Below are 9,593 nucleotides of genomic sequence, written 5' to 3' on the forward strand. Positions count from 1 at the left end.
TGTGCATCTGCTCCCCGATCCCGTCCGGCGTCTCGCCGCCTGGTGCGCCGTGCTGCTGCTCGTCGCGGGGGTGGGCTGGGTCGGGGTCCGGCTGTGCGGGGAGTTCCGTACGGCCGTCACGCCGGTGCTGCTCGCGCTGCTCGGCACCGCGCTGCTCGGGCCGTTGTACCGGCAGCTCGTCGCGGCGCGGGTACAGCCGTCGGTGGCGGCCGCCCTGACCTGCGTCGCCGTCGTGGCCGTGGTCGGCGGGGCCGTGTACATCGTCGTCGCCGCGCTCGTCGACACCGGGGACCAGATCATCTCCTCGCTGCGGGCCGCCGCCAAGAGCGTGTCCCAGCACTTCGGGGCCGCCGGGACCGGGCTGGACGACCTGGCCGCCAACTCCCGCAAGCTGCTGGCCAAGTTCGGCGGGACGGCCGCCTCCAACGTGATCAGCGGGGTGAGCGTCGCCGCCGAGAGCATCGCCATGGCGGTCCTCGCCCTGCTGCTCGTCTTCTTCTTCCTGCGCGACTCCCACCGGGCCGTCGAGGGCCTGCGCGCCATCGCGCCCGGGGACACCGCCGACACCGTGGAGGCCATCGCCCGGCGGGCCTTCGAGGCGGTGGAGGGGTTCATGCGCGGTACGACGCTCATCGCGCTCATCGACGCCGTCTGCATCACCGTCGGCCTGCTGGTCCTGCGGGTGCCCGGCGCGATCGGGCTCGGCGCGCTGGTCTTCGTCGGCGCCTACATCCTCTATCTCGGCGCCTTCCTCTCCGGCGCGGTGGCCGTCCTGGTCGCCCTCGCCGACCGCGGCTTCGTCATCGCGCTGTGGGCGCTCGGCGTCGTCCTCGCCGTACAGGTGCTGGAGGGGCATGTGCTGCAGCCGGTCATCCAGAGCCGGACCGTGCAGATGCATCCGGCGGTGGTGATGCTCGCGATCACCGCCGGGGCGTCCGTCGCCGGCATCCTCGGCATGCTGCTCGCCGTACCGCTGACCGCGGCCGCCTTCGGAGTGGTGCAGGAACTGCGCGGCCGTTACGCGGCGCCGCCCTCCGTGGCCGCCTCGGCCTCGCCGACGCCGTCGGACCCGTCGGCCCCGCCCCCGGACTCGTAGAGCGCGAACCAGATGCTCTTGCCCTCGCCCCGGGGGTCCACACCCCAGGCGTCGGCGAGGAGCTCGACCAGCATCAGGCCGCGCCCGGAGGAGGCCAGCTCGCCGGGGCGGCGCCGGTGGGGCAGGTCGTCGCCCGTGTCCGTGACCTGCGCCCGGAGCCGGCGCGCCCCCGGTTCGCCGGTCACCTCGGCCAGCAGCAGCGCGTCGGTGTCGGTGTGGACGAGGACGTTGGTGACCATCTCCGAGACGAGCAGCACCGCCGAGTCGACCTGGTCCGGCGAGGCCCAGTCGTGCAGCAGCTCGCGCAGGTGCTGGCGGGCCTCGGTGATCCGGTCCGGCTCGTCCTGCGCCACCGACAGCAGGGTGCGCCGGACCGCGGGCCGGGCGGTGCGCTCCGGCGTCCGGCACAGCAGCACCAGCGCGATGTCGTCCTCGCGGCGGTCGGCCAGCGGGCCGGTGGTGTGGTGCGAGGACGGCCCGTGCACGCCCTGCACCAGCGCGTCCGCCAGCGACTCCAGGCCGGCCGCCCCCTGCTGGGCGTCCGCCGGGTGGTCCTCCAGGATCGCGCGCAGCCGCAGCCAGCCGCTGTCGATGTCGTGCCCGCCGGTCTCCAGCAGGCCGTCGGTGCACAGCATCATCGTCTCGCCGGGTTCGAGGGCGAAGCGGGTCGTCGGGTAGTCGGCGTCCGGGTCGATGCCGAGCGGCAGCCCGCCCGCCGTCGGCCGCATCATCACCGTGCCGTCGGCCATCCGGATCGCCGGGTGCGGGTGTCCGGCGCGGGCGATCTCCAGCATCCCGGTCGCCGGGTCCACCTCGATGTACACGCAGGTCGCGAACCGCAGGTCGGCCGACTGGTCGGCGTGGTCGGCACGGGCGTCGCGGGTGTCGTGGCCGTCGTGGGTGATGCCGTGCAGGAACCGGGAGACACGGGAGAGCACGGCGTCCGGGCGGTGGCCCTCGGAGGCGTAGGCGCGCAGGGCGATGCGCAGCTGGCCCATCAGGCCCGCCGCCCGTACGTCATGGCCCTGGACGTCCCCGACGACCAGCGCGAAGCGGCCGGAGGGCAGCGGGATCATGTCGTACCAGTCGCCGCCGACCTGGAGCCCGCCGCCGGTCGGGATGTACCGGGCGGCCACCCGCATGCCCGGGATCTTCGGGCCGAGCGAGGGCAGCATGGAGCGCTGGAGGCCCTCCGTCAGCTCGCGCTCGGACTCGACGGCACTGGCCCGGGACAGCGCCTGGGCGAGCATCCGGGCGACCGTGGTGAGCACCGCGCGCTCGTCGGGCGTGAACGCCACCGGGCAGGTGAAGGCGGCCAGCCAGGCGCCCATCGTGTGCCCGGCGACCGTCAGCGGCAGAAAGGCCCAGGACCGGCGGCCGAAGGGCTGGGCGAGCGGCCAGGTGACGGGGTAGCGCTCCTTGTACTCCTGCGGCGAGGAGAGATAGACCGCCCGGCCGGTGCGGGCGACCTCGGCCGCCGGGTAGTCGGTGGCCAGCGGCATGTCCGAGAACGGATTCATGTCGCCGGGCTCGTGCCCGTGCTGGCCGGTGATCGTCAGCCGGTCGCCCTGGACCCCGAAGACCACCAGCCCGTCCGGGGAGAAGCCCGGCATCGACAGACCGCCGGCCACCCGCAGCACCTCCTCGGTCGACCGGGCCTCCGCCAGAGCCCGGCCCGCGTCCAGCAGGAACGCCTCCCGTGAGCGCCGCCAGTCCCCGGTGACCGCGCTGCGCCCGGCCGGTGTGCCCGGGGCCGGCTCGGTGACCTCCTGGAGGGTGCCGATCAGCTCGAAGGCCTGCCGCTCACGGTCGTAGGACGGCTTCGACCGGCTGCGCACGACCCGCAGGACGTTCCCCCGCTCGTCCATGATCCGGATGCGTACCTCGGCGAGCGTGCCCTCGGCGACCGCCAGCGGCACCACCCCGGTGATCTCGTTCCAGTCGGCCGGGTGCAGCCGGGCCCGCGCCTGGGCCTCCGTGAGGGTGGCGGGCTCCGCGGGCAGCCCGAGCAGCCGCGCCGCCTCCGCGTCGACGGTGACCAGTCCTGTGGCCGTGTCCCAGTGCCACAGCCCGGTCGCGAGGGCGGCGAGGACGTCCCCGACGGACGGAAGCGGCTCGCCTGTACGCATTGCCCCACTTTAGGAAGATCCGAGCGGAGGGTGCCACCGTAGGAACGGGAGGAACCCGCCCGCCCTCGCATACGGAGGATCCTCCAGTCGGGGACGCGGAAAAGGGTGGAGAGCCGATCTTGGGGTGCCCGGTACCCTTGATGGGTCCGGGCCCCGTGCCCGATTCGGTCAGGGAGAGCACCCTGGCGGACCACGAACGAAGGACGATGAACGACGATGCATCGGTACAGGTCCCACACCTGCGGCCAGCTCCGCGCCTCTGACGTCGACACCGACGTCCGGCTGAGTGGCTGGCTGCACAATCGGCGCGACCTGGGCGGCATCCTCTTCATCGATCTGCGCGACCACTACGGCATCACGCAGCTGGTCGCCCGCCCCGGCACGCCCGCGTACGAGGCCCTGGACACGATCTCCAAGGAGTCCACGGTCCGCGTCGACGGCCGCGTTGTTTCACGTGGAACCGAGAACATCAACCCCGAGCTGCCCACGGGCGAGATCGAGGTCGAGGTCTCCGAGGTCGAGCTGCTCGGCGCGGCCGCCCCGCTGCCCTTCACCATCAACGCCGAGGACGGGGTCAACGAGGAGCGGCGCCTGGAGTACCGCTTCCTGGACCTGCGCCGCGAGCGCATGCACCGCAACATCATGCTGCGTACGGCGGTCATCTCCGCGATCCGCCACAAGATGACCGCGCTCGGCTTCAACGAGATGGCGACGCCGATCCTGTCCGCGACCTCCCCCGAGGGCGCCCGCGACTTCGTCGTCCCCTCCCGGCTCAACCCCGGCAAGTTCTACGCCCTGCCGCAGGCCCCGCAGCAGTTCAAGCAGCTGCTGATGATCTCCGGCTTCGACCGCTACTTCCAGATCGCGCCCTGCTTCCGCGACGAGGACGCCCGCGCCGACCGCTCGCCGGGCGAGTTCTACCAGCTCGACGTCGAGATGAGCTTCGTCGAGCAGGAGGACGTCTTCCAGCCGATCGAGCGGCTGATGACCGAGCTGTTCGAGGAGTTCGGCGGCGGTCGCCACGTCACCTCCCCCTTCCCGCGGATCCCGTTCCGCGAGGCGATGCTGAAGTACGGCTCCGACAAGCCGGACCTGCGCGCCCAGTTGGAGCTGGTGGACATCACCGACGTCTTCGAGGGCTCGGAGTTCAAGGCCTTCGCCGGCAAGCACGTGCGCGCCCTGCCGGTGCCGGATGTCTCCGCCCAGCCGCGCAAGTTCTTCGACCAGCTCGGCGATTTCGCCGTCTCCCTCGGCGCCAAGGGCCTGGCCTGGGTCCGCGTCGGCGAGGACGGCGCGCTGTCCGGCCCGATCGCGAAGTTCCTCACCGAGGAGAACGTCGCCGAGCTGACCAAGCGCCTCTCGCTCGCCCCCGGCCACGCGATCTTCTTCGGCGCGGGCGAGTTCGACGAGGTCTCCAAGATCATGGGCGCCGTCCGCGTCGAGGCCGCCAAGCGCGCCGGCCACTTCGAGGAGAACGTCTTCCGGTTCTGCTGGATCGTCGACTTCCCGATGTACGAGAAGGACGAGGACACCGGCGCGATCGACTTCTCGCACAACCCCTTCTCGATGCCGCAGGGCGGCCTGGAGGCCCTTGAGACCCAGGACCCGCTGGACATCCTGGGCTGGCAGTACGACATCGTCTGCAACGGCGTCGAGCTGTCCTCCGGCGCGATCCGGAACCACGAGCCGGAGATCATGCTGAAGGCCTTCGAGATCGCGGGCTACGACCGCGAGACCGTCGAGGAGAAGTTCGCGGGCATGCTCCGCGCGTTCCGCTTCGGCGCCCCGCCGCACGGCGGCATCGCCCCCGGCGTGGACCGCATCGTCATGCTCCTCGCGGACGAGCCCAACATCCGCGAGACGATCTCCTTCCCGCTCAACGGCAACGCCCAGGACCTGATGATGGGCGCGCCGACCGAGCTGGAGGAGGCCCGGCTGCACGAGCTGCACCTGAACATCAGGAAGCCGCAGCCGAAGTAGACAGTGCGTGGGGCCGAGGCCCGGAACCCCGAGGCGGGTTCCGGGCCTCAGCCGTTGTCGGCGTCCTCGTCGTCGGTGTCCTCGTCGTCGGTGTCGGAGAACTCCTCGTCGGGAGACGCGCCGTCCTCCAGTAGCCGTTCGGCGATGTCGTCGGACCAGTGCTGGGCCCAGGCGCGCAGGGCGACGACCTCGTTCTCGTCCAGCCCGTAGCGCAGGAAGTCCCGGTCGGCGTAGAAGTCCGTGCCGGTCAGCCGGGACTGGAGGGTGGGCAGGTCGAAGGGGTCGTGGGCGTGCCGGCGGCCCAGCTCCTCCAGGCCGGGCAGCGGGAACCGGGCGGCCGCGGCCCGCGCGTCGACCAGGTCGACGGCGGCGCCCCGGTCGTACAGCGCGCGGATCTTCGTACCGACCGCGTCCGCCAGGGACAGCGTGGGGCCGTACTCGGTGAGGCACGGCGGCCGCCAGAGCGCCTCCTTGTGCAGCGCGAGCGCGCACTCCTCGCCGCTCTCGGGGTCGGTGACCGTCAGCTGAGCGGTGAGTGGGCCGACGGTCCCGGTCCGCACCCTGCGGCCCCGTGCCTCCAGCGCGGCGGCCACGGCACCGGCGATCATCCGCAGGTCCTCGGGGCTCTCCGTGGCGAAGTCGAGGTTCGCGTGCGGCCGGTGCAGCAGACCGTGCGCCTGGAGGGCGTAGCCGCCGGCGAGCACCAGCCCGTGGGGGCCGCCCGCGGTGACGACGTCGGCGAGCAGCCGGCGGTGGGGTTCGGGGAGGTGGACGTGGTGGTTCACGACATCGGACTCTGCCAGAGAGAATTCCGGGAAGGCCGGCAACTCTTCGCGGCGCGGCGGCCACTGAGGGGACGTGAGGCAAGTCCAGCGACCTCAGAAGGACTTTCCCGCGGCAGTTCCCTCCCACCGCCGGTCCCTCCGCAAGCGGCGCACGCTCGCCGTGTCCGCCGCCGTCGTGGCCGCGGGTGCCGGCGTCGGGGTGTTCGTGATGAACGCGAACGCCGACGCCGTCGACCTGTACCACCAGACGCTCCCCGCCAAGGACGGCTGGGCCGCCTCGGGCACCGGGACCACCGGCGGCGCGAAGGCCGTCTCCTCGGCGCCCTCCTCGCTACGGACTACGGCTCGGTCAGCCCTCGTCGCCGCCGAAGCGCTCCTTGTACGCCGCCAGGTCCTCGTCGGTCAGCTTGGCGAACAGGACCGGCGGGACGGTGAAGGCGGTGCCCGGCGGGACGGAGGCGAGGGACCTGGCCTCGTCCGGGGTGACCCAGGTCGCGGTGTCCTCGGTCAGGGCGAACGCCTCGCGCATCGCCTTGGCCGTGGCCGGGATCAGCGGCTCGGAGACCACCGCGTACAGGTGGATCAGGTTCATCGCCGTACGCAGCGTCAGGGCGGCCGCGTCCTTGTCGGTCTTGATCTCCAGCCAGGGGGCCTTCTCCTCCAGGTAGGAGTTGCCGGCCGACCACAGGGCGCGCAGGGCTGCGGCCGCCTTGCGGAACTGGAGGGTCTCCATGTGGCCCTCGTACTCGGCGAGGAGCTCGGCGATCTGCTCGCCCAGCTTCGTCTCGGCCTCGCCGGGCGTGCCGCCCTCCGGGACCGCGTCGCCGAAGCGCTTCCTGGAGAAGGACAGGACGCGGTTGACGAAGTTGCCGAGGGTGTCGGCGAGGTCCTTGTTGACCGTGGCGGTGAAGTGCTCCCAGGTGAAGGACGAGTCGTCCGACTCGGGCGCGTTGGCGATCAGGAAGTAGCGCCAGTAGTCGGCGGGCAGGATCTCCAGGGCCTGGTCGGTGAAGACGCCGCGCTTCTGCGAGGTGGAGAACTTGCCGCCGTAGTACGTCAGCCAGTTGAAGGCCTTGACGTAGTCGACCATCTTCCAGGGCTCGCGGATGCCGAGCTCCGTGGCCGGGAACATCACCGTGTGGAAGGGGACGTTGTCCTTGGCCATGAACTCGGTGTACCGGACGTCCTCGGCCTCGTACCACCAGGACTTCCAGTCGCGGTTCTCCGGGTCCTGGTCCGCCCACTCCTTCGTCGCGCCGATGTACTCGATCGGGGCGTCGAACCAGACGTAGAAGACCTTGCCCTCGGCGGCCAGCTCCGGCCAGGTGTCGGCCGGGACCGGGACGCCCCAGTCCAGGTCACGGGTGATCGCGCGGTCGTGCAGGCCTTCGGTCAGCCACTTGTGGGCGATCGAGGAGGCCAGCTGCGGCCAGTCCTTGTCGTGCTTGGCGACCCACTCGCGGACCTCGTTCTCCAGCTTGGACTGGAGGAGGAAGAGGTGCTTGGTCTCGCGCACTTCGAGGTCCGTGCTGCCGGAGATCGCCGAGCGCGGGTTGATCAGGTCGGTCGGGTCCAGCACGCGGGTGCAGTTCTCGCACTGGTCGCCGCGGGCCTTGTCGTAACCGCAGTGGGGGCAGGTGCCCTCGACGTAGCGGTCGGGCAGGAAGCGGCCGTCGGCGGGGCTGTACACCTGCCGGATCGCGCGCTCCTCGATGAAGCCGTTCTCGTTCAGCCGGCGGGCGAAGTGCTGGGTGATCTCGCGGTTCTCCGGGGACGAGCTGCGGCCGAAGTAGTCGAACGCGAGCGCGAAGCCGTCGTAGACCGCCTTCTGGGCGTCGTGCGCCTGCGCGCAGAACTCGGCGACCGGCAGACCCTGCTCCTTGGCGGCCAGCTCGGCGGGGGTGCCGTGCTCGTCCGTCGCACAGATGTAGAGGACGTCGTGGCCGCGCTGGCGGAGGTACCGGGAGTACACGTCCGCCGGGAGCATGGACCCCACCATGTTGCCCAGGTGCTTGATCCCGTTGATGTACGGAAGGGCGCTGGTGATGAGGTGTCGAGCCATCGTGGCTGCTCCCAGGTCGCTGCTTTTTCTGCGGTTTCGAACCTTGAAATCGTAGCCGACAGGGGTGGGCCGCCCGCTTCCCGTTTTGCAGGGTGGGACCCGGAGGGAAGGGGGCGGCCCGGTGGACACACGGTGACTACTGTCGGTTACGGCTTCCAGTCGATCAGTACGCCGTCGTACAGCTCGGTGTCCGTCAGCTCGCGGGGGGTCGGGCCCGCGTGGAAGAAGGACGTGTTGGGGGTCTTCAGCTTGCGGAGGTAGTCGAAGGCCTTGTTGTCGTGGTCTCCGAAGGCGACGAAGGAGAAGAAGACGGCGGGGTGGGAGCCGGCGGCCGCGGTGAGGGCCTGGGTGGCGGGGGTCTTGGCGTCGGGGGCGCCGTCGGTCTGGAAGACGACGAGGGCGGGTGTGCCGGGGCCGTCGTCGTCGTTGGCGTTGGCGTCGTTGTGTTGGTCGTAGTGGGCGAGTACGGCTTCCACGGCGGCGTGGTAGCTGGTACGGCCCATGCGGCCGAGGCCGGCGTGGACGTCGTCGATCTTCGTCTCGTGGTCCGGGGTGAGGGTGAGGTCGGTGGTGCCGTCGATCTCCGTGGAGAAGAAGACGACGTGGACCGAGGTCTCCTCGGGCTCCAGGTGGGCGGCGAGGGCGAGGGTCTGGTCGGCGAGGGCCTGGGCGGAGCCGTCCTTGTAGTACGGGCGCATGCTCGCGGAGCGGTCGAGCACGAGGTAGAGCTTGGCTCGGGTGCCGGTGAGGCCGGCGGTGGCGAGGGCGTCCGCGGCGGCCTTGTGGGCGGTGGCGAGGGAGTGGGGCAGGGGGGTGGTGGCGGTTGCCTCCGGCGCGACGGGGGCCGGCGCCTCGGCTTCGCCTTCGGCGACGGTGCCCCCACCCGCACCACCCGTACCACTCTCGTCGTCGACCGCGGGTGGCCCCTGCGGGACGTCCTCGGCGTCGGCGGCTTGCGGCACGGTGGCCGGCTCCCCGTCCGCCGCGGTGGCGTTGTCCGCGTCGGCGGTCGTCTCGTCGGCCTCGGGGGCCGGTGCCGGGGCCTCCGGCGCGACGAGGGCGGGCGCTGCCTCCGGTTCGGGCTTGGCTTCCGGGGTGGGGGTGGTCGCCTCCGGCGCGGCGGGGGCGACCACCGGCTCGGGCTCGGGCTGAGGCTCGGCCTCGGGCTCGGCTTCCGGGGCGGGGGTGGCGGTTGCCTCCGGGGCGGGGGCAGTGGCTTCCGGTGCCGCCTCCGGCTCGGTCCGTGCCGCTTCCGGTTCCGGCGTCGGGTCCACGTCGGTGGTGGGCGTGGCCTCGGCCGTCTCCTGCGAGCCCGGCTCGGCGCCGTGCGGTGCCTGCGGCTCCTCGTTCCGGGGCTCCGCCTCCGGCTCGGTGCCGGCCTTGGCTTCGGTGTCGGCTTCGGCGCCGACCTCGACCCCGGCCGCCGTCTTGGGCTCTGTGCCGGCCTCGGCGTCGCCTTCGATCGCCGCCTCGGCCTCTGCCGTCGTCTTGGGCTCGATGTCGGCGTCGGCCTCGATGTCAGCCTCGACCAGCGCGTTGGA

Annotated in this window: 6 protein-coding genes and 1 pseudogene; 3 read left to right on the forward strand and 4 right to left on the reverse strand. The window is 71.9% G+C overall.

The genetic code is table 11. The features are described from left to right. Position 1: 1 nt before the first annotated feature. Positions 2–1,096, forward strand: a complete 1,095-nt coding sequence (locus tag ACZ4MF_RS05405; RefSeq protein ID WP_467489997.1) for an AI-2E family transporter — start codon at positions 2–4, stop codon at positions 1,094–1,096. Here the strand turns inward: ACZ4MF_RS05405 and ACZ4MF_RS05410 are convergent. Then, positions 1,018–3,225 carry an ATP-binding SpoIIE family protein phosphatase gene (locus ACZ4MF_RS05410; RefSeq protein WP_467489999.1) on the reverse strand — a complete coding sequence of 736 codons (2,208 nt, stop codon included), beginning with the start codon at positions 3,223–3,225 and terminating at the stop codon, positions 1,018–1,020. The genes ACZ4MF_RS05405 and ACZ4MF_RS05410 overlap by 79 nt on opposite strands. Positions 3,226–3,441: 216 nt before the next feature. On the opposite strand from ACZ4MF_RS05410, the gene aspS reads away from it, so the two are divergent. Next, complete coding sequence (gene aspS, locus ACZ4MF_RS05415; protein ID WP_467490001.1) at positions 3,442–5,205, forward strand: aspartate--tRNA ligase; 1,764 nt, start codon at positions 3,442–3,444, stop codon at positions 5,203–5,205. Between the two features lie 47 nt (positions 5,206–5,252). Here the strand turns inward: aspS and ACZ4MF_RS05420 are convergent, their stop codons facing one another. Further along, a complete protein-coding gene (locus tag ACZ4MF_RS05420; RefSeq protein ID WP_467490003.1) occupies positions 5,253–5,990 on the reverse strand; it encodes a hypothetical protein in 738 nt (245 codons plus the stop codon). A gap of 73 nt (positions 5,991–6,063) precedes the next feature. On the opposite strand from ACZ4MF_RS05420, the pseudogene ACZ4MF_RS05425 reads away from it, so the two are divergent. Continuing rightward, positions 6,064–6,357 (forward strand): annotated as a pseudogene (locus ACZ4MF_RS05425) (hypothetical protein); the annotation flags it as partial. Here ACZ4MF_RS05425 and metG read toward each other — a convergent pair. Both metG and ACZ4MF_RS05435 read right to left on the reverse strand, forming a co-directional pair. Further along, positions 6,340–8,052: a methionine--tRNA ligase gene (metG, locus tag ACZ4MF_RS05430; RefSeq protein ID WP_467490005.1), complete on the reverse strand. Its 1,713-nt coding sequence runs from the start codon at positions 8,050–8,052 to the stop codon at positions 6,340–6,342. The pseudogene ACZ4MF_RS05425 and the gene metG sit on opposite strands and share 18 nt — an antisense overlap. Positions 8,053–8,198: 146 nt before the next feature. Next, a partial coding sequence (locus ACZ4MF_RS05435) for a VWA domain-containing protein (protein WP_467490007.1) occupies positions 8,199–9,593 on the reverse strand: 1,395 nt, incomplete at its 5' end.

This window comes from Streptomyces sp. NPDC025793 (genome assembly GCF_055558375.1).

Excerpts from the sequence above, each read along its gene's own strand:
- ACZ4MF_RS05410 (WP_467489999.1), bottom strand. The coding sequence starts at position 3,225 with ATGCGTACAGGCGAGCCGCTTCCGTCCGTCGGGGACGTCCTCGCCGCC.
- aspS (WP_467490001.1), top strand. The coding sequence starts at position 3,442 with ATGCATCGGTACAGGTCCCACACCTGCGGCCAGCTCCGCGCCTCTGAC.
- metG (WP_467490005.1), bottom strand. The coding sequence starts at position 8,052 with ATGGCTCGACACCTCATCACCAGCGCCCTTCCGTACATCAACGGGATC.